The sequence below is a fragment of the Streptomyces sp. NPDC018610 genome (genome assembly GCF_044391765.1).
In the GTDB taxonomy this organism is placed as follows: domain Bacteria; phylum Actinomycetota; class Actinomycetes; order Streptomycetales; family Streptomycetaceae; genus Streptomyces.
This window is the reverse complement of sequence record NZ_JBISAL010000006.1, coordinates 25,520-43,639: the sequence shown is the minus strand read 5'-3', so window position 1 is coordinate 43,639 and position 18,120 is coordinate 25,520. Positions and strand designations below refer to the sequence as shown.

The following is an 18,120-nucleotide window of genomic DNA, read 5'->3' as shown; positions in this document are numbered from 1 at the left end:
GTAGGACCGCGGCGGCGGCGCGGGCATGCCGAAGGGCCGCACCCCAGGCGTCCAACCCGAGGGGTGCGGCCCTTCCGCGTCCGAGCGGTCGGCGCGGTCTCAGACCGCGATCGCGACCTCCGCGAGGCCGCCCTGCTGGGCGACGACCGTGCGGTCGGCGGTGGCGCCGGGGACGAGGGCACGTACGGTCCAGGTGCCCTCGGCCGCGTAGAACCGGAACTGACCGGTCGCGGAGGTGGGGACCTCCGCGGTGAACTCGCCGGTCGAGTCCAGCAGGCGGACGTAGCCCGTCACGGGCTCGCCGTCGCGGGTCACCTGGCCCTGGATCGTCGTCTCACCGGGCTTGATCGTCGAGGCGTCGGGGCCGCCGGCCTTCGCTCCGCACATGTCGTACTCCTGTAGAGAGGTCTTGAGAGGTCGGTCGGGGGATTACTTGCCGGAGCCGAGCTCGATCGGCACGCCCACGAGGGAGCCGTACTCGGTCCAGGAGCCGTCGTAGTTCTTGACGTTCTGCACGCCGAGCAGCTCGTGCAGCACGAACCAGGTCAGCGCGGAGCGCTCACCGATGCGGCAGTAGGCGATGGTGTCCTTGGCCAGGTCGACGTCCTCGGCGGCGTAGAGGGCCTTGAGCTCGTCGTCCGACTTGAAGGTGCCGTCGTCGTTGGCGTTCTTGGACCACGGGATGTTGGCGGCCGTCGGGACGTGGCCCGGGCGCTGCGACTGCTCCTGCGGCAGGTGCGCCGGGGCGAGCAGCTTGCCGGAGAACTCGTCGGGCGAGCGGACGTCCACCAGGTTCTGCGCGCCGATGGCCTCGACCACGTCGTCGCGGAACGCGCGGATGGAGGTGTCCTGCGGCTTGGCCCGGTACTCGGTCGCGGCGCGCTCGGGCACGTCGGTGCCGTCGACCAGCTCGCGGGCGTCCAGCTCCCACTTCTTGCGGCCGCCGTCGAGGAGCTTGACGCTGTCGTGGCCGTACAGCTTGAAGTACCAGTACGCGTACGAGGCGAACCAGTTGTTGTTGCCGCCGTACAGGACCACCGTGTGGTCGTTGGAGATGCCCTTCTTGGACAGGAGCTTCTCGAAGCCGGCCTGGTCGACGAAGTCACGGCGGACCGGGTCCTGCAGGTCCTGGGTCCAGTCGATCCGGATGGCGTTCTTGATGTGGTTCTTGTCGTACGCGGACGTGTCCTCGTCCACCTCGACGATGGCGATGCTCGGGTCGTCCAGGTGCTCCTGGAGCCAGTCGGCGTCGACCAGTACGTCGCTACGGCTCATGCTCAATCTCCTCCGGGGCAGTTGCGGCGGGGCGTGCGAGTGCGAGGGGCGCGCGGGCAGCCGGTCCGACGTCTCGGCGTCGGCGTGCGGGGCGCGCGGACGGCCCCGGGCCAGGTGGCGGGGCCGGCGGACGCGGGAGGCGGAACTCCCGCTCAGAAAGTGCGACAGAGCATGGCGGCAACGCGGCACAGGTCCACTGCCCGCCGCTTTGTGAGATCCGCCTGTCGCTTCATAAGCCCCGATCGTAGGGAGAGAGAGGCTGCCGTGTCACCGATGTGTCGCATGATGAGACGGGATCGTCCACATAGCGGGATCGGTGCCGGGATCCGGGCTTTCGCCGCGCCGGTCCGCACCGCTCCCGGGGCCTCGCACACGCTTCCGTATCTGACGCGCGGACGACGACGTCTCGCCAGTCGGACAACGCCGGACGGGCGAGCGGCGCACGTCCCGCACCGGACTTCCGGCGTCCGGTTCCGAGTCGGATCTCGGGCATCCGGCTTTTCGACGTGCGGTATCCGGCGTCCGGTTCCGACGTCGGTTTTCGGGCGGCTTCCCGACGTGCGGCTTCCTGACGTTCGGCGTCCGCGTCCGGCATCCGGCGTCCGGATCGACGTCCGGCTCACCCACGGGGGGATTCCCGACGGGGGCATTCCCGACGTGCGGTTTCCGGCGTCCGGCCTCGCCGAGTCCGTCTACCCGGCGAGCTTGACGTTCGAACCCTTCACCGAGATCTCCAGCCCGTCCTTGGCCGCCCGCACGGAGTCCAGCTGGATGCCGCCGGGCAGCTGGTCGACGGCCTGCTGGAAGTCGGTGATCGACCGGACCCGCCCCTCGACCAGCGACACGCCCGGGAGGCTCGGCAGGTCGTCGGCGTGGACCTGCATCTTGTTGTCCTTCACCGAGACCGAGCTGAGCACGGAGACCGGCTGGTCCTGGCCCAGGCCCGAGACCTTGACGGCCACCTTGATCTTGCCGTTCCCGCCGTCCGAGAGGCCCACGACCTGGGCCTTGAGGCCGAGGCCGATGTCGGTCGGCTCGGACTTGGCGGCCTTCAGGAGCTCGTCGTAGGCGATGGTCGCCGTGCCGGTGGCGGTGGCCGCCGTGGCCGAGCTGTAGTCGCCGGAGAACGACACGTCCCGCATGTGGGCCTTGAGGTCGTCGATACGGATCTTCTGGCCGCTCTTGCCGGTGTCCGCCTCGTAGTCCTTGATGCCGACCTCGACGTCGTCCAGCTCGCCGCTCGCCATCTGGGTGAGGAAGGGGAAGCCCTTGATGGACACGTCGGGCGTGCTCGCCAGGTTCTCCGTGGTCCGGAGCTTGTCCGCGGCCTGGTCCTCCGCGAAGTACACCGCGACCCGGTCGACCACGGCGAACAGCACTCCCAGTATCACTACGACGATCAGAAGTACTCGCAGCGCGCGCATGCGGTGTTTCCCCCACCTGTGCGGTCTCCGGCGGCCGGACGGCCGCCCGCCGCGAGCCTAGCCCGAGGATTCCGCCGGTCCGGAGAATTGTCGATCACCTGTGACAGGGGACGACCGCCCCGGAGGGGATCCGTCCGGTCATGTCGGACCCGTCCGGACGGCGGGCGTGCCGCACCCCCCGGCACGAGGGCGGGCGGACCGGGCGGACGTTCCCCGGAGCGGGCGGGCGGGCCCCCGGGCGGACGTTCCCCGGAGCGGGCGTCAGGGACGCCCGCCGCCGCGTGTCAGCCGAGCGCCCGGCCCAGCACCCACACCGCCGGAGCCGCCGCCGCCAGGGGCAGGGCGACGCCGGCGGTGAAGTGGACGAAGCGCGAGGGGTAGTCGTAGGCGGCCGCGCGATGGCCGATCAGGGCGCACACCGCCGCGCCCGCGCCGAGCAGCGCGCCCTTCGAGTCCAGCCCCGCCATCCCGCCGGCCACGATGCCGGCGCCCGCCGCCGCGAGCAGCGCGACGACGACCGAGGCCGCCGTCGGCAGCGGCAGGGCGCGCGCGAGGACGGCCACCGCGACCGCCGCCGCGCCGACCGTGACCGCGTCCTTGCCGCCGGCCAGGTACCCGGTCGCGAGGATGGCCAGCGCGGCCGCGGCGACGGTCGCCATCAGGCCGTACATCCGCTCGTCCGGATCGGCGTGGGAGCGCAGCTGGAGGACGAGGGAGAGCAGCACCCACACCCCGAGCGTGCCCAGGATCGCCGCGGGCGCGTGTGCGCGGCCCGCTCCCAGCACCGCCGCGTCGCTGACCAGCGCGCCGGCGAAGCCGAGGGCGATTCCCTGCCGGGCCGGCCACATGCCGTTCAGCCGGAACCAGCCCGCGGCCGTCACGGCCTGGAGCACCACCAGCGGCACGAGCAGCGCGTACGTGCCGGCCTGCGCGGCGCCGGCCAGCAGCAGCCCGAGCAGCGCGGTGAGCGCGGCGGGCTGCATCCCCGGGTCGATGATGGGCGAGCGGCCCTCGGCCCGGGCGCGCTGCGCGTCGGTGATCCGGGCGTTGCCGCCGAGGGTGGCGGGACCGTAGCCGGGCGCGCCGGCCTCGGCGGGGGCCGCGGGAGCCGCCGCGGGTGCCGCGACCGCCCGGGGCTGCTGCGCGGAGGCGGGGGCGGGGGTGGCCGCGGGAGTCTGCTGCGCGTACGCCGCTGCGGGCGCGGGGCCGGACGCGGGTGACTGCGGCTGCGGCTGGTGTTGTGCCTGCGGCTGGTGCTGCGGCTGTGCCTGCGGCTGGTGCTGCGGCTGCGGCTGCGGCTGCGGCTGCGGCTGCGGCTGCGGCTGGGAGGCGTAGGCGGTCGCCGGGTTCACCAGGTACGCCGGGTTCTGGGGGCCCTCGGGGGCCTGGCGGTCCAGCGGGGCCATGTAGGCGGTCTGGGCCGCCGGCTGCGCGCCGGCGTCGATCCGGCTGTAGGTCTGGGTCTCCCAGGTCTGCCCCTGCCACTCCTGCGTGTACTGCTGGTCGGCGTGCGGGTCGTCGTAGGCCTGCTGCTGCCCGGGCCACGCCTGCGGCTGGTGCTGCTGCGGGTACTGCTGGGCCTGGGAGTGCGGCTGTTGCTGGGCCTGGGAATGCTGCTGGGGCTGGGCCTGCGGATACTGCTGCGCCTGCGGGTACTGCTGTGCGTACGGGTCGTACCCCTCGTAGGGGGCCCCGTGCGTGCCCTCGTGCGGCGGCACCTCATACGGCCGGTCGGTCATCGCTCACCCTCCTGCGAACGGAGGGAGCACCTCGACCGTGCCGCCCTCGATCAGCCGTACGGTCTCATGCCCGCGCGTTCCCACCGGGTCGCCGTCGATGAGGAACGAGCAGCGCCGCAGGACGCGCGCGAGTTCGCCGGGGTGCCGTTCGCGCACGGCGTCGAGCGCCTCGGCGAGCGTCAGAGCCTCGTACGGCTCCTCGGCGACCCCGGCCGCGGCCTTCGCCGCCGCCCAGTAGCGCACCGTGACCTTTGCCATCCCGTCCCTCTGAGTCCCTAGTCGTCCGGTGATGAACCGGCAATGAACAGCCTCAGGCTAGCCCGCCTGTGCGAGAGCCCAGCGCGCCATACGGTCCAGGAGGTCGCCGGGAGCGGCGTTCTCGGCGTGGCCCATGCCGGGCTCCAGCCACAGTTCGCCGTGGTCACCGGCGGCCGCGGCCAGCATGCGGGGGTGGTCGAGTGGGAAGTAGGCGTCCCGGTCGCCGTGCACGATCAGCAGCGGCACCGGCGCGATGCGGGCGGCCGCCGCCACCGGCGACAGCGGGACCGGGTCCCAATCGCGGTGGTGGATCCGGGTGCGGAAGCCGTAGCGGCCCACCAGACGGCCCTCGGGACGCATGACCAGCCAGTGCAGCCGGCGCATGGGGGCCGTGCCCCGGTAGTACCAGCGCGCCGGCGCGCTCACGGAGATCACGGCGTCCGCCCACGCACCCGTGTGCGCCCCTGACCCTGCCCCTGACCCCGCTTCTGGTCCTGACCCTGACCCCGCCCCTGCTCCCGCCCCGGCCTCCACACGCCCCGAAGACCGCTCCGCGCCGTCCCCGCCCCCCGCGTCGCCCTCCCGCCGGTACAGCGCCGCGTGCCGGAGCACCACCGAGCCGCCCATGGAGAAGCCGACGGTCACCACGCGCGCGTGTCCGAAGCCACGGGCCCACGCCACCGCCGCCGCCAGGTCCAGCACCTCCCGGTCGCCGACCGTGGACCGTCCGCCGGAGGCCCCGTGGCCGCGGAAGGAGAACGTCACCACCGCCCCGTACCGGGCGAACACCCGCGCCACCCGGCGCACGTGCGGGCGGTCGAGGTCGCCCGTGAAACCGTGTGCGATCACGAACACCGGGCCGACGGAAGGTGTCCCGTAGGGGGCGCCGGAGCCGTCCTCGGCGCCCTCGCGCACGGCCGCCCCGGGCTCGTACAGCGCGTCGACCGCCACCCCGTCGACGGTGCGCAGAAGCCTCCTGACACGTGTACGCGGCACCGTCTCAGACTCCGGGACGACCGTCGAACGCGCCACATGACCTGCCGAATCCGAGCTCATGTCGGCTATTCTGCTGGGAAGAGGACTCGGGCAGCGAAGCCCCCGGGTCCTTTCGTGCTTTCGGAAGCGTTGTATACGACGCGGGAAACCGCGGGTGTACGGCGCGGCGGAAGCACAGTGGCTCTTGGGGTTCCTCACCGGAGGTCCCGGGATCCGCGGCGGGTCCCAGGGGCGCGGGATCCGCACCAAGACGAAGCGACGATGAGTGCCGCAGACGTCCTCGCAGGGACCCGAGGAGGAACCAGACGCCATGGACGAGCGAACCGTGCACGAAGAACGCGTGACCCGGGCAGGTGGGCCGCGATGAGTTCTCTGCTGCTGCTGACCAACGCCCTGCAGCCCTCGGCGGAGGTGCTCCCCGCCCTCGGCCTGCTGCTGCACAACGTGCGCGTGGCCCCCGCCGAGGGGCCCGCGTTGGTGGACACGCCCGGTGCCGACGTCATCCTGGTCGACGGGCGCCGCGACCTGCCGCAGGTGCGCAGCCTGTGCCAGCTGCTGCGCTCCACCGGCCCCGGCTGTCCGCTGGTCCTCGTCGTGACGGAGGGCGGCCTCGCGGCCGTCACCGCCGACTGGGGCATCGACGACGTGCTGCTGGACACGGCGGGCCCGGCCGAGGTGGAGGCCCGGCTGCGGCTGGCCATGGGCCGGCAGCACAACAGCGTCGACGACTCCCCCATGGAGATCCGCAACGGCGACCTGTCCGTGGACGAGGCGACCTACAGCGCCAAGCTCAAGGGCCGGGTGCTGGACCTCACCTTCAAGGAGTTCGAGCTCCTGAAGTACCTCGCGCAGCACCCGGGCCGCGTCTTCACCCGCGCCCAGCTGCTCCAGGAGGTCTGGGGCTACGACTACTTCGGCGGCACCCGCACCGTCGACGTGCACGTGCGGCGGCTGCGCGCCAAGCTCGGCCCCGAGCACGAGTCGCTGATCGGCACGGTCCGCAACGTCGGCTACCGCTTCGTCACGCCCGAGAAGGCCGACCGGGGCGCGGACGAGGCGAAGAGCAAGGCGAAGGCCAAGACGAACCGGGCGGAACGGGGCGAGGCGGACGACTCCGCGGACGCGGTCCGCGCACAGGCCCCGGCGGAGGCCTGACGGGGGGCGCGGCAGGGCGTTGCGGCCGCACATCCAAGCTGTGATACGCCCTGCCCGGCGTCGATCCATCCGCGTAGACTCCGCGCGTGGCCAAGGTGACTCGGGACGACGTGGCGAGACTGGCGGGGACTTCCACCGCCGTGGTCAGCTACGTCATCAACAACGGACCCCGGCCGGTCGCCCCGGCCACGCGCGAGCGCGTCCTCGCCGCGATCAAGGAGCTGGGGTACCGGCCCGACCGGGTCGCCCAGGCGATGGCCTCGCGGCGCACCGACCTGATAGGCCTGATCGTCCCGGACGCCCGCCAGCCCTTCTTCGGGGAGATGGCGCACGCGGTCGAGTGGGCGGCCGCCGAGCGCGGGAAGATGGTCCTGGTCGGCAACTCCGACTACGTCGCCGAGCGCGAGGTCCACTATCTGCGCGCGTTCCTCGGGATGCGCGTCTCCGGCCTCATCCTGGTCTCGCACGCGCTCAACGACCTGGCCGCCGCCGAGATCGACGCCTGGGACGCCCGGGTGGTGCTGCTGCACGAGCGGCCCGAGGCGATCGACGACGTGGCCGTGGTCACCGACGACCTGGGCGGTGCGCAGCTGGCCGTGCGGCACCTGCTGGAGCACGGCTACGAGTACGTGGCGTGCCTGGGCGGCACGGCCGACACCCCGGCGGTGGGCGACCCGGTCTCCGACCACGTCGAGGGCTGGCGGCGCGCGATGGCCGAGGCCGGCCTGCCGACCGAGGGACGCCTGTTCGAGGCGCCGTACAACCGCTACGACGCGTACCGGGTCGGGCTCGAGGTCCTCGCCGGGCCGGACCGGCCCCCGGCGATCTTCTGCTCCACCGACGACCAGGCGATCGGCCTGCTACGGGCCGCGCGCGAGCTGCGCATCGAGGTGCCGGGCGAGCTGGCGGTGGCCGGGTTCGACGACATCAAGGAGGCGGCGCTGGCGGACCCGCCGCTGACGACGGTCGCCTCCGACCGCTCCGCGATGGCCCGCTCGGCGGTCGACCTGGTGCTGGACGACGGCCTGCGGGTCGCGGGCTCGCGGCGCGAGCGGCTGAAGGTGTTCCCGTCGCGGCTGGTGGTCCGCAGGTCCTGCGGCTGCGCGTGACGGCTGGGCGCAGCGGCCCCGCGTCCGCTCCCGCGACGGCCCTCGGCGACGGGCGGCGGATGCTCGGCGCGTAGGGGGCCACGGGGCCCCGTCCACGCCGGGCCCCGTCGACTCCACGCGCGGGACCTCCCGGCCCCGTCACCGTCCGTCGCGGTAGCCCTGCGTAGCGTCCTTATATCGGGCATACGAGGTTCTGTCGGGCTTCTCAGCGGGGCCTCAGGAAGCTCTCATGATCCCGGGTCACTCTCATTGACATGACCGAGAGCATCCGCCGCAGCGGCGAGTACGAGTACCCCCAGGGTGACGGGCAGGACCCGTTCGCGTACCGGCAGCAGCACGCCTCCACCCCCGTGAACCCGGAGTGGCCGCCCCCTCCCGCGTACCCCCCGGCGCAGCCCGCGACCCCCGCGGCCACCGCGCCGACGGCCGCGTACGGCTACGGCGGTCAGAGCGGGGACGGCGGCGACGGCGGCACCGCTCTCCTGCCGGCCGCACCGGCCGGCGCCCCGGCTCCCGCGCCCGCGCCCAAGAGGCGGGCCAAGGGTCCGCTCGCGCTGCTCGCCGCCGTGGCGATCGCGGCGGCGGCCGTCGGCGGCGGCACCGCGTTCGCCTTCCAGGAGCTGACCGGCAAGGACACGGTCGCCACCGGCACCGTCGGCACCAGCGTGGTGCCCACGAGCCGGCGGGGCAGCATCTCCGCGATCGCCAAGGCGGTCAGCCCGAGCGTCGTGGAGATCACCGCCACGCTCGCCAACGGCACCTCCACCGGCTCCGGGGTGATCGTCACCGCCGGCGGCGAGGTCGTCACCAACAACCACGTCGTCGCGGGCGCCACATCGGTCAAGGCGCGCACCAGCGACGGCGACACCTACACCGCGCAGGTCGTCGGCACCGACAGCTCCAAGGACCTCGCCCTGATCAAGCTGGAGGGCGCCTCCGGGCTGAAGGCGGCGTCGCTCGGCGACTCCGACGGCGTGGCGGTCGGCGACCAGGTCGTCGCGATCGGCTCCCCCGAAGGGCTGACCGGCACCGTCACCAGCGGCATCGTCTCCGCGCTGCACCGGGACGTGACCGTGTCCACCGACGAGAACCAGGGCCAGGAGCAGGGACAGGGACAGGGCGACGGCCAGTGGCCCTTCCAGTTCGGCGGCCGGCAGTTCAACGGCGACACCGGCTCCTCCACGACCACCTACAAGGCGATCCAGACCGACGCCTCCCTCAACCCGGGCAACTCCGGCGGCGCGCTGATCGACATGAACGGCAACATCGTCGGCATCAACTCGGCGATGTACTCGTCGGCGGCGGACTCGGACTCCTCCAGCGCGGGCAGCGTCGGCCTCGGCTTCGCCATCCCGATCAACACCGTCAAGTCCGACCTGGCCACGCTGCGCTCCGGCGCCCAGAACTGAGGCGGCGCCGGACCGGGAGCCGACCGGGCCGACGAGCCGACCGACGAACCGGGGCGGGAACCGACGGACACAGTGGGGGGACGAGAACCGGCGAACAGGAGTACGTCATGATCCAGCAGATCGCGCACGAGAAGGCCGACACCGTCGGCGTGACCGTCCCCGCGGGCGTCGCCCTCGCCCTGGCCGTCGCCAAGGAACTCCACAGCCCGGCGAACCTGCCGGTGGACGGCCTGGCGGACTGCCTCCCGGACGGCCTCCCGTCCGGCCGCACCCCCGCCCGGACCGCACCGGCCCACGCTCGGCTCGCCCCGGCCCCGGCCCCGGCCACCACCACGACCACCACGACCGCCACGACCGCCACGACCGCCACGACCGCCACGACCGCCACGATGGCCGCCGCTCCGGCCGCCGCTCCGGCCGCCGTCGCCGACACGCCCGCTCCCGAGCCCGAGCCCGCCCCCGCCGCGCACCGGATCCCCGAGGCCGCCGCGGTCCCCCAGCTGATGGGGCTGCGCACCCCGGCCGCGCGTCCGCACCGCCACAAGGTGCCGCTGCGCCGGCTGACGGCGATGGCGGCGTGAAGCGCACGGGGCGGCCGGAAAACATGCGAGCCTGAGGAGCGTCCCGCCCGGGACCGACCGACCGCCCCAGAGCCCCCACGACGACCCGAGGAACGACGACCGATGAGCCCCGCCGACGGCGACCGCGACCGTGACCCCCAGCGCATCCTGATCGTCGACGACGAACCCGCGGTGCGCGAAGCGCTCCAGCGCAGCCTCGCCTTCGAGGGCTACGGCACCGAGGTCGCCGTGGACGGCGCGGACGCGCTGGAGAAGGCGGCCGCCTACCGGCCCGACCTGGTCGTCCTCGACATCCAGATGCCGCGCATGGACGGCCTGACCGCCGCCCGCCGCATCCGCGGCACCGGTGACACCACCCCCATCCTGATGCTGACGGCCCGCGACACCGTCGGCGACCGGGTCACCGGCCTGGACGCTGGGGCGGACGACTACCTGGTCAAGCCGTTCGAGCTGGACGAGCTGTTCGCCCGGATCCGCGCCCTGCTGCGCCGCAGCTCCTACGCGGCGGCCGTGGCGGGCGCGGCCGACGAGGGCGACGTGCTCGCGTTCGGCGACCTGCGCATGGACCTCGCCACCCGTGAGGTCACGCGCGGCGGCCGCCCGGTGGAGCTGACCCGCACCGAGTTCACGCTGCTGGAGATGTTCATGGCCCATCCGCGCCAGGTCCTCACCCGCGAGCAGATCCTGAAGGCGGTCTGGGGCTTCGACTTCGAGCCCTCGTCCAACTCGCTCGACGTGTACGTGATGTACCTGCGCCGCAAGACCGAGGCCGGCGGCGAGCCCCGCGTGGTGCACACCGTGCGCGGCGTCGGCTACGTCCTGCGGCAGGGCGGCGCGGAGTGAACCGGGCCGTGCGCCGCTACCGCTCCCTGCCGATGCGGTCCCGGCTGGCGCTGCTGGTCGCGGCGGCCGTGGCGTTCGGCGTCGCCGTGGTGTCGGTGACGTGCTGGTTCATCGTCAGGGGACGGCTGCTCGCCCAGGTCGACGAGGACCTGAAACAGGCCACGCAGCAGCCGCAGCACTACTCCGACGTGGTGGGCGCCCTCAGCGACTGCACCCAGACCCCGCAGGGCTCACCGAGCGAACTGCGCACCCGGGGGAACTACTACCTCCAGCTGGTCAGGACTGACGGCACCCCCTGTGTCTCCTCGAACTCCGCGGGCGTGGTGAAGGTCACCGCCTCCGACCAGGCCGTCATCAAGGAGTCCGGCTCGGGCGCGACCGCGGGCAGCGGGCCGCTGGTGTTCCGCTACGGCACCGCCGACGACGGCACCTCCGTACGGGTGCTGACGCTCCCCCTGGTCGTCACCCAGGGCCTGGGCACCGAACCCCACCTCTTCCCCGGCGCCGCCCTGCTCATCGCGACCCCCCTGGACAGCACCCACAAGACCCTCAACGACCTGGCGCTGATCCTGCTGCTCGTCTCCGGGATAGGCGTCGTCGGCGCCGGCGCCGCGGGCCTCGCGGTGGCCCGCGCCGGTCTGCGCCCCGTCGACCGGCTCACCGAGGCCGTCGAGCACGTGGCCCGCACCGAGGACCTGACCATCCGCATCCCCGTGGAGGACGACAGCGAGGACGAGATCGCCCGCCTGTCGCGCTCCTTCAACTCCATGACCGCCTCCCTGGCCTCCTCCCGCGACCTCCAGCAGCAGCTGATCGCCGACGCCGGCCATGAACTGCGCACCCCCCTGACGTCCCTGCGCACCAACATCGAACTCCTCACCCGCAGCGAGGAGACCGGCCGCCCGCTGCCCGAGGCGGACCGCAAGGCGCTGCTGGCCTCGGTGAAGGCGCAGATGACCGAGCTGGCCTCGCTCATCGGCGACCTCCAGGAACTGTCCCGCTCCGACAGCCAGCGCGGCGAGCGCATCCAGGTCATCGCGTTGCAGGACACCGTGGAGGCGGCGCTGCGCCGGGCCCGCCTGCGCGGCCCGGAGCTGACCATCACGGCGGACGTCGAGCCCTGGTTCGTCCGCGCGGAGCCTGCGGCGATGGAGCGCGCGGTCGTCAACATCCTGGACAACGCGGTGAAGTTCAGCCCCGAGGGCGGCACGGTCGAGGTGCGGCTCACCGACGGCGTCCTCACGGTCCGCGACCACGGCCCCGGCATCCCCGCCGACGAACTCCCGCACGTCTTCGACCGGTTCTGGCGCTCCCCGAGCGCCCGCGCGCTGCCCGGTTCGGGACTGGGCCTGTCCATCGTCGCCCGCACCGTCCGGCAGTCCGGCGGCGAGGTCACCCTCTCCCCGGCCGCCGGCGGCGGCACGGTGGCCACCGTACGGCTGCCGGGCGCGCCCACGCCGCCGCCGGAGGCGCCGGGCCTCGCCTGAGCGGCGACCGGTCGCGGAACCCCCGCCGTACCGATCGGTCGCGGAACCACGCAGTACCCACCCGGACGCGGGGCACCGTCGTACCCACCCGGTCGCGGGGCCCCGTCGTACCGCCCTGCCGCACACCACTGCCGGGCGATCGCCGCGGCTCTGTACTCTCTGAGCCATGACCAGCGACGACACCGCACCGATCGCCCGCCGCCTCGAGACCGTCTCCGAGCTGACCGCGGAACAGACCGAAGCCGTGCTCGCGCTGCTGGCGGCGGCGGCCCGCGAGGACGGCCGGCAGGCGGTGTCCGAGCAGGGCCGGCTGCAACTGCGCGGCGGCCCCCGCGAGGGCGTCACGCACCTGCTGCTCGCCGTCGACGGCGAACTCGTCGGCTACGCGCAGCTGGAGGACACCGACCCCGTGGAGGCGCCCGCCGCCGAACTGGTCGTCCACCCGGCGCACCGTGGGCACGGGCACGGCCGGGCGCTGGGATCGGCGCTGCTGGCCGCCTCGGGCAAGCGGCTTCGGGTGTGGGCGCACGGCGGGCACTCCGCCGCCCGGCACCTCGCACAGGTCCTCGGCCTCACCCTCTTCCGCGAACTGCGCCAGATGCGGCGGCCGCTGGCGGACTTCACGCTGCCCGAGCCGCCGCTGCCCGAGGGCGTGACGGTACGTGCCTTCGTCCCCGGCCAGGACGACGCCGCGTGGCTCGCCGTGAACGCCGAGGCGTTCGCCCACCACCCCGAACAGGGCTCGCTCACCCAGCGCGACCTCGACGACCGCAAGGCCCAGCCCTGGTTCGACCCGAGCGGCTTCTTCCTCGCCGAGCGGGCGGGCCGGCTGGTCGGCTACCACTGGACCAAGGTGCACGCCGAGGAGCGGCTGGGCGAGGTGTACGTGCTCGGGGTACGGCCCGGCGCCCAGGGCGGCGGCCTCGGCAAGGCCCTCACGGTGACCGGCCTGCGGCACCTGGCCGAGGCCGGCCTGCCGACCGCGATGCTGTACGTGGACGCCGACAACAAGGCGGCGGTGGCGGTCTACGAACGGCTGGGCTTCACGACGTACGAGACGGACCTCATGTACCGCACGGAGACGTGACGGTCCGACGATCTCGCACACCGCCGGGCCGCGCGCGCGTCAGGCGCCGCACGCGGACGTGACATCGGGGCCCGGCGTGCGGGTCCGGGCGCCGCGCCGCAGCCGGTGCACCGGCTGCGGCAGGCACGCGGCGCACACGGCCGCCGCCGCCGCGAGCAGCGCCGCCCACCACCGGTGCGCCACCGCCCAGCCCGGGTCGCCGGGCGGCACCAGCAGGCTCCACGGGTGCGGCGTCAGCAGCGCGGCGACGGCCAGGACGAGCAGGGTGAGCGCCGCGCCCGCGCCGGGGCCGGGCTCGGTCCGCAGCCGCACGGACGCCGCCGCCAGGGCCACGGCCGTCGCCACGATCGCGGCGGCCTCCAGCGTGAGGGCGCCGGCCGGTGGCCGGGCCGCACCGGGTACGAGCAGCAGCACCGCCGCCCACCACGCCGCGACGAGGGGCGCGATCAGCGCCAGGCGCAGCCCGGCCCGCACGAGCCGCGGCACCGGCACCGCCTCGGTGGTGTGCCGGGCGGGATCGTCGAACAGGAACGCCAGCCCGAGCCCCCCGACGAGCGCGGCCGCCCTGAGCACGAGAAGCCCGGTCACCGTCCCCGGCGCCTGCCCGGGCAGGCGGGTGCCGGCGGCGATCGCCGCGCTCAGCCCGCCGGCCGCCCCGAGCACCCGCCAGGGCAGCACCCGCCACACCGTCCCGGCCAGCTGCCGGACCAGGGCCGTACGCCTCATGCCGTCCGTCACGCTCACCCCTGGCACGAGTTGCCCGCCTCCCCGCCCAGCCCGGCGGCCGGGACGCCCAGCAGCGCGGCCACCCGGGCGGTGGAGACGCCGGGCGTGGTCAGCTCCGTCCAGTGGTCCCCGACCCGGGCCGCCGCCTCGGCGCGCGGGCGGCGCAGCAGCGCCTTCACGACCTCCGTCTGGCCGGCGCTCATCATCAGGCCGGACGTCGGCGTCAGGACGTAGGCGCCGCCCTCGGTGCTGTCGTCCAGCCGTACGGCGCGCAGGTCCCCGAGCGGGTCGGCGCCGGCGCCGAGCGCGAGCCACATGACGGTGACGACCCGGCCGTCGCACAGCTTCCCGCCGGCCTTCTCGGTGCCCGCGACCAGGACGGAGGCAAGGCCGACCGAGAACTCGGGGACGCGGTTGCCACCCCAGCGGGTGCCCACAGTGACGGCGCCGGGCGTGGTGAGCGGGTCGTAGGTGGCGTCGCCGTCCAGTCCGTAGCGGGCCTCCACGCGCTGGCGCACGGTCAGCGGCCGGGCCGCGGCGTCGCCGCGCGCGAGGGAGCGGACGCGGTCGGTGGCCTTGGCCCAGTCGGCGGTGCGGCCGGTCCACTCGGGCAGCGCGCAGTAGGTCGTCGCACCGCGCACGGCGCAGCTCTCGACGCTCTCCGGGTGTGTGGACACCGTCGCCCGGGCGGCCCGGAGCCCGGCGGAGGGGCCTGGGGACTGGCCGGCGATCCCGGTGGCGGTGGCGGCGAGCGCCAGTGCGGTGGCCGCCTTGATCCGCGCGGAGCGGCCGCCGCCGCGCAGCAGCGCGGCGCACAGCAGGACGGCGGTCAGACCGGCGAGGTAGAGCGCGTGCCAGCCGGCCGGGCGGCCGACCAGGTCGGAGGGGAGCGGGTCCCCGCCGGTCTCGGTCACGACCGGGGACAGCCACCGTGACCAGTGGGCGTCGTCGGCGAGCACCAGGAAGTCCAGCACGGCGACGTAGACGACGACCGCGAGGATCGGGGCGGCGAACGAGGAGGGGATCAGCCGGGCCAGCAGCACGCCCGCGACCCCGCACAGCAGCACCGTCAGCGGGGCCACCAGGAGTTCGGCCGGCGAGCCGTGCCCGACCGCGCCGGGCCGGAGCGCCGCCCACCCGAGGCGCACGGCGCCGAACAGGCCGGTGAACACGGCGAACGGGACGACCGAGAGGGCGTGCGCGAGGGTGCGCCGCCATGGCTCCATGACCAGGACGTCGAAGTGCTGGTCGGTGCCCCGGCGGCGGGAGCGCAGCACGGCCCGGTTGGCACAGAGGAACAGGGCGGCGCCGATCAGCAGGGCGCTGCTCTGGGTGGCCCGGTCGGCGTCCTGGAGGGCCGGGTAGTCGGCCATGCCCTCATGGCCGGTGAGTTCGTGCCAGCCGGGGTGGCCGGCGTACATCTGCCAGACGGCCGTGGCCACGTACACCACGAGGAAGGAGAGGAAGACCACCTGCCGGAGCACGTCGCGCGCCTCGAAGAGGGCGAGGGCGAGGACGGCCCGAACGCGCCGCCCGTCGGTGGCCTGGGCGGGGGCCACCGCGGCGGCCGGGGGCGTGACGGTCGTGGTCATCGGGCGCTCACCTGCGCGCCGGTGTCGTCGAGGGCGAGCAGATAGCCGTCCTCCAGGGTGGGTTCGAGCAGGTCGGCGTCCTCGGGCGGGTCGCCCACGTTGCGGAAGGCGCCGGCGCCGGTGCGCCAGCCGGCGCGTGCTCCCGGGTCGCGTTCGGCGCTGGACCACACGCGGCCGGCGGCCCGCGCGGTCAGTTCGGCCGGGGTGCCCTCGAAGCGGATCCGGCCGCCGGCCAGGACGATCACGCGATGGCAGAGCATGGCGACGTCCTCGGTCTGGTGGGTGGACAGCAGTACGGTGCGGCGCTCGCCGGCGCGGGTGATCAGGTCCCGGAAACGCATCCGCTGCTCGGGGTCGAGGCCCGCGGTGGGTTCGTCCAGGACGAGGAAACGGGGGTCGCCGACCAGGGCGGCGGCCAGGGCGACGCGCTGGCGCATGCCTCCGGAGAGCCGTTTGACGCGCCGGCCGCGCACGTCGCCGAGGTCGACCTCCTCCAGCACGCGCCGCACCTCGCGGTGGCGGGCCGCGCGGTCGGTGAGCTCCTTGAGGATCGCCACGTAGTCGACGAACGCGAACGCCGTGAAGTCCGGGTGGAAGCCGGGGGTCTGCGGCAGGTAGCCGAGAGTGCGGCGTATCGCGAGGCGGCCCGCCGTGGTGGCCGGGTCGTGGCCGAGGACGGTGAAGGCGCCGCGGTCGGCGGGCACGGCGGTGGCGAGCACCCGCAGCAGGGTGGTCTTGCCGGCCCCGTTGGGCCCGAGCAGCGCGGTGATGCCCTCCTCCAGACGCAGCGCCACGTCGTCGAGGGCGGCGGTGCCGCCGTAGCGGAGGGTGAGCCCGGAGGCGGAGACGGTGAGGGTCACGAGGCACTCCCGTGCGAAGGGGCGAGGACGAGACGGGCGCGGGGCGCACCGACGGGGCGGGCGCGGGACGCGGAGGGAACGGGGCCGACGTACGTCACGGTGCGCCTCCGTACGGGAGGCCGGCGGACGGTGTGCGGGCGGCGCTGTCGAAGCGGTCGCGCAGGTGGACGAGGAGCGCGACGGCGAGGGCCGCGACGGCGGCGGCGGCACCCTGCCCGGCCGGGGTGAACGGCGGCAGCGGCGCGTCGCCGTGCCGCCGGAGCACGGCCACCGCCAGGAGGAGCACCCAGCCGCCGCCGGTCACGGCGGGCGCGAGGACCGTGCCGAGCCGGGGGACGAGCGCGAGCCCGGTCGCGGTGAGGGCGAGTGCGGGCAGCAGCCAGGCCAGCGCCCGCATCCCGTAGCCGGGCAGCGCGAGGGTGGCGAGCCCGTTCATGCCGAGCCCGACGACCAGCACGGCCACCGTCCGCACCAGCACCAGTCGGAACCCGTGCAGCGGCGCGACCACGGCCATCTCGTACGTCGGGTCGAACGCGGGCCCGTACGCCAGGGCCACGCCCGCGAGCGGCAGCAGCGGGGCGAGCGCGAGGAAAAGGGTGGGCGCGTCGGCCCCGCGCAGGGCGTCGGAGGCCGCCGCGGCCATGACCAGTACGGCCGTCACGGCCAGCAGCCAGGAGCGGCGCAGCACCGGGGTGGCGGCGAGCAGCCGCGCGGTGTGGTCGGCGACGCCCAGCCGCAGCAGCAGCCTTTCGAGCGGTCCCGGGCGCGGTGCGTCCAGTTCCGCGTCCAGCCGGGCCCAGCCGGCGTCGAGCGCGGCCGGGTCGGCGAGGCCGGCCAGACTCGCCCGGCACTCGGCGCACCCGGCGAGGTGGGTGTCCGCGGACCACAGCAGCGGCGGGGCCAGCTCGCCGCGGTCGTAGGCGCGCAGGTCCTCCTCCGCCAGGTGCCAGGCCCTACGAGGATTGGTGTCGCCGCTCATGCCAGCGCCTCCCGCAGTTGCTTGCGGGCGCGCAGGGCCCGCGTCTTGACCGTGCCGGGCGGAATGCCGAGCAGGACGGCCGCCTCCCGGGTCGTGAGTCCGTCGATCACCGTGGCCTGAAGGACGGCCCGCAGCTCCGGCGACAGCCGGGTGAGGGCGCCCGCGAGGTCCCCGTGCTCGACCCCCGAAAGCACGCGTTCCTCGGCGGACGCCTCGTCGCGATGGCGCAGCCGGGCCAGCGCCTGGCGCAGCCGGCCGCGCGCCCCGTCGCCGCGCAGCGCGTCGATCAGCCGCCGCGCGCCGATCCGCCACAGCCACCCGGCCGCGTCCGGGGAGCCCTCCTCGCGGTAGACGGCCTTGCCGCGCCAGATGGCGAGGAAGGTCTCCTGGACGACGTCGTCGACCAGCGCGGGATCGGCGCAGCGCCCGCGCAGCCGTGCGGCCAGCCATGGCGCGTACCGCCGGTACAGCTCCTCGAAGGCGCGCCGGTCCCGGTCCGCCGCGATGGCCCGCAGCAGCTCCCCGTCGCTTCTCGTTCCGCTCACGTCTCCTCATCGGACGGACCCCGCCGTCCGGTTCACCCCGGGGGCGGTGACTTTC

The 18,120-nt window shown here is 74.6% G+C and carries 18 protein-coding genes; 7 read left to right on the top strand and 11 right to left on the bottom strand.

Going from position 1 to position 18,120, the window contains the following annotated elements:
• Positions 1-99: 99 nt before the first annotated feature.
• From ACH5A8_RS16635 to ACH5A8_RS16610, 6 genes are all read right to left on the bottom strand, one after another.
• Entirely contained in the window at positions 100-387 is a 288-nt protein-coding gene (locus ACH5A8_RS16635) for a DUF1416 domain-containing protein (protein ID WP_010351646.1), read from the bottom strand.
• Positions 388-429: 42 nt separating this feature from the next.
• Positions 430-1,275, bottom strand: coding sequence for a sulfurtransferase (locus ACH5A8_RS16630; protein WP_399002505.1), 846 nt, complete (start codon positions 1,273-1,275; stop codon positions 430-432).
• A gap of 692 nt (positions 1,276-1,967) precedes the next feature.
• Entirely contained in the window at positions 1,968-2,699 is a 732-nt protein-coding gene (locus ACH5A8_RS16625) for a DUF2993 domain-containing protein (RefSeq protein WP_399002503.1), read from the bottom strand.
• A gap of 284 nt (positions 2,700-2,983) precedes the next feature.
• Positions 2,984-4,438, bottom strand: a complete 1,455-nt coding sequence (locus tag ACH5A8_RS16620) for a hypothetical protein (protein WP_399002501.1) — start codon at positions 4,436-4,438, stop codon at positions 2,984-2,986.
• A gap of 3 nt (positions 4,439-4,441) precedes the next feature.
• Positions 4,442-4,696: a MoaD/ThiS family protein gene (locus ACH5A8_RS16615; RefSeq protein WP_399002499.1), complete on the bottom strand. Its 255-nt coding sequence runs from the start codon at positions 4,694-4,696 to the stop codon at positions 4,442-4,444.
• Between the two features lie 57 nt (positions 4,697-4,753).
• Positions 4,754-5,752, bottom strand: coding sequence for an alpha/beta hydrolase (locus tag ACH5A8_RS16610; protein WP_399002497.1), 999 nt, complete (start codon positions 5,750-5,752; stop codon positions 4,754-4,756).
• A gap of 303 nt (positions 5,753-6,055) precedes the next feature.
• Here ACH5A8_RS16610 and ACH5A8_RS16605 point away from each other — a divergent pair, with 303 nt between their 5' ends.
• The 7 genes from ACH5A8_RS16605 (at position 6,056) to mshD (ending at position 13,363) form a co-directional block, all read left to right on the top strand.
• Complete coding sequence (locus tag ACH5A8_RS16605) at positions 6,056-6,847, top strand: winged-helix domain-containing protein (RefSeq protein WP_399002495.1); 792 nt, start codon at positions 6,056-6,058, stop codon at positions 6,845-6,847.
• A gap of 86 nt (positions 6,848-6,933) precedes the next feature.
• The gene (locus ACH5A8_RS16600) at positions 6,934-7,956 is read left to right on the top strand and encodes a LacI family DNA-binding transcriptional regulator (RefSeq protein WP_399002493.1); all 1,023 of its coding nucleotides are present in this window, start codon (positions 6,934-6,936) and stop codon (positions 7,954-7,956) included.
• A gap of 254 nt (positions 7,957-8,210) precedes the next feature.
• Positions 8,211-9,365 (top strand): S1C family serine protease, encoded by a 1,155-nt coding sequence (locus ACH5A8_RS16595; protein WP_399002491.1) that lies wholly within the window; start codon positions 8,211-8,213, stop codon positions 9,363-9,365.
• A gap of 107 nt (positions 9,366-9,472) precedes the next feature.
• Positions 9,473-9,946: a hypothetical protein gene (locus tag ACH5A8_RS16590; RefSeq protein ID WP_399002489.1), complete on the top strand. Its 474-nt coding sequence runs from the start codon at positions 9,473-9,475 to the stop codon at positions 9,944-9,946.
• Between the two features lie 102 nt (positions 9,947-10,048).
• On the top strand, positions 10,049-10,789 hold the full coding sequence (locus ACH5A8_RS16585; protein WP_399002487.1) for a response regulator transcription factor: 741 nt from the start codon (positions 10,049-10,051) through the stop codon (positions 10,787-10,789).
• Positions 10,786-12,276, top strand: a complete 1,491-nt coding sequence (locus tag ACH5A8_RS16580) for an ATP-binding protein (protein ID WP_399002485.1) — start codon at positions 10,786-10,788, stop codon at positions 12,274-12,276. Before ACH5A8_RS16585 ends, ACH5A8_RS16580 begins: the two co-directional genes overlap by 4 nt.
• 166 nt (positions 12,277-12,442) lie before the next feature.
• The gene (gene mshD / locus ACH5A8_RS16575) at positions 12,443-13,363 is read left to right on the top strand and encodes a mycothiol synthase (protein WP_399002483.1); all 921 of its coding nucleotides are present in this window, start codon (positions 12,443-12,445) and stop codon (positions 13,361-13,363) included.
• Positions 13,364-13,402: 39 nt separating this feature from the next.
• Here the strand turns inward: mshD and ACH5A8_RS16570 are convergent, their stop codons facing one another.
• The 5 genes from ACH5A8_RS16570 to ACH5A8_RS16550 form a co-directional block, all read right to left on the bottom strand.
• Positions 13,403-14,101, bottom strand: coding sequence for an ABC transporter (locus tag ACH5A8_RS16570; RefSeq protein ID WP_399002481.1), 699 nt, complete (start codon positions 14,099-14,101; stop codon positions 13,403-13,405).
• A gap of 2 nt (positions 14,102-14,103) precedes the next feature.
• Complete coding sequence (locus tag ACH5A8_RS16565; protein WP_399002479.1) at positions 14,104-15,681, bottom strand: ABC transporter permease; 1,578 nt, start codon at positions 15,679-15,681, stop codon at positions 14,104-14,106.
• Positions 15,678-16,541, bottom strand: a complete 864-nt coding sequence (locus tag ACH5A8_RS16560) for an ABC transporter ATP-binding protein (RefSeq protein WP_399002477.1) — start codon at positions 16,539-16,541, stop codon at positions 15,678-15,680. Before ACH5A8_RS16560 ends, ACH5A8_RS16565 begins: the two co-directional genes overlap by 4 nt.
• A gap of 94 nt (positions 16,542-16,635) precedes the next feature.
• Positions 16,636-17,520, bottom strand: coding sequence for a zf-HC2 domain-containing protein (locus ACH5A8_RS16555; protein ID WP_399002476.1), 885 nt, complete (start codon positions 17,518-17,520; stop codon positions 16,636-16,638).
• Positions 17,517-18,065 carry an RNA polymerase sigma factor gene (locus tag ACH5A8_RS16550; protein ID WP_399002474.1) on the bottom strand — a complete coding sequence of 183 codons (549 nt, stop codon included), beginning with the start codon at positions 18,063-18,065 and terminating at the stop codon, positions 17,517-17,519. The genes ACH5A8_RS16555 and ACH5A8_RS16550 overlap by 4 nt, the downstream gene beginning before the upstream one ends.
• Positions 18,066-18,120 lie beyond the last annotated feature (55 nt).

Coding starts and splice junctions, on each gene's coding strand:
- ACH5A8_RS16565 (WP_399002479.1), bottom strand. CDS start 15,681: ATGACCACGACCGTCACGCCCCCGGCCGCCGCGGTGGCCCCCGCCCAG.
- ACH5A8_RS16615 (WP_399002499.1), bottom strand. CDS start 4,696: ATGGCAAAGGTCACGGTGCGCTACTGGGCGGCGGCGAAGGCCGCGGCC.
- ACH5A8_RS16610 (WP_399002497.1), bottom strand. CDS start 5,752: ATGAGCTCGGATTCGGCAGGTCATGTGGCGCGTTCGACGGTCGTCCCG.
- ACH5A8_RS16555 (WP_399002476.1), bottom strand. CDS start 17,520: ATGAGCGGCGACACCAATCCTCGTAGGGCCTGGCACCTGGCGGAGGAG.
- ACH5A8_RS16605 (WP_399002495.1), top strand. CDS start 6,056: ATGAGTTCTCTGCTGCTGCTGACCAACGCCCTGCAGCCCTCGGCGGAG.
- ACH5A8_RS16630 (WP_399002505.1), bottom strand. CDS start 1,275: ATGAGCCGTAGCGACGTACTGGTCGACGCCGACTGGCTCCAGGAGCAC.
- mshD (WP_399002483.1), top strand. CDS start 12,443: ATGACCAGCGACGACACCGCACCGATCGCCCGCCGCCTCGAGACCGTC.
- ACH5A8_RS16585 (WP_399002487.1), top strand. CDS start 10,049: ATGAGCCCCGCCGACGGCGACCGCGACCGTGACCCCCAGCGCATCCTG.
- ACH5A8_RS16625 (WP_399002503.1), bottom strand. CDS start 2,699: ATGCGCGCGCTGCGAGTACTTCTGATCGTCGTAGTGATACTGGGAGTG.
- ACH5A8_RS16620 (WP_399002501.1), bottom strand. CDS start 4,438: ATGACCGACCGGCCGTATGAGGTGCCGCCGCACGAGGGCACGCACGGG.
- ACH5A8_RS16595 (WP_399002491.1), top strand. CDS start 8,211: ATGACCGAGAGCATCCGCCGCAGCGGCGAGTACGAGTACCCCCAGGGT.
- ACH5A8_RS16635 (WP_010351646.1), bottom strand. CDS start 387: ATGTGCGGAGCGAAGGCCGGCGGCCCCGACGCCTCGACGATCAAGCCC.
- ACH5A8_RS16590 (WP_399002489.1), top strand. CDS start 9,473: ATGATCCAGCAGATCGCGCACGAGAAGGCCGACACCGTCGGCGTGACC.